Raw genomic sequence first — 332 nt, 5'->3', positions numbered from 1 at the left:
TTCGCCGTCGTGCCCTCGGTCACCGGCTTGCTGTAGCTGCGCGTACGCAGCTTGAACAGCAAGCCGTCTTCGCCGCTGCACGCTGCTTCCGTGCACTTCATGGCTTCGGCGATGCCTTCGGACTGGGCCGCCTCGGACTGGGCAGCATTGGACTGAGCTGCGGCCGTTGCTGTGGGCTGCTGCGCGGCCGCTAGCGGGGCTGCGCCCGCCAGCAGGCTGATCAGGGTGTAGTCCAGCAGTTTCATCTTCATGTTCATCTTCATGATCCGCCCCCTCAATTCCGCTTCACGTCGACAGGGGCGGTCGGATCGTTACTCGACTCGACTCGCACC

At 64.2% G+C, this 332-nt stretch carries 1 protein-coding gene; it reads right to left on the bottom strand.

The features are described from left to right. Positions 1-263: hypothetical protein (locus ACTJJK_RS23215; protein WP_440731375.1), on the bottom strand; the 263-nt coding region annotated here is incomplete at its 3' end. Positions 264-332: the final 69 nt, after the last annotated feature.

Source organism: Lysobacter sp. 22409 (genome assembly GCF_052045105.1).
Classification (GTDB): Bacteria; Pseudomonadota; Gammaproteobacteria; order Xanthomonadales; family Xanthomonadaceae; genus Lysobacter; species Lysobacter antibioticus_B.
This window is presented reverse-complemented; position numbering and strand designations above follow the sequence as displayed.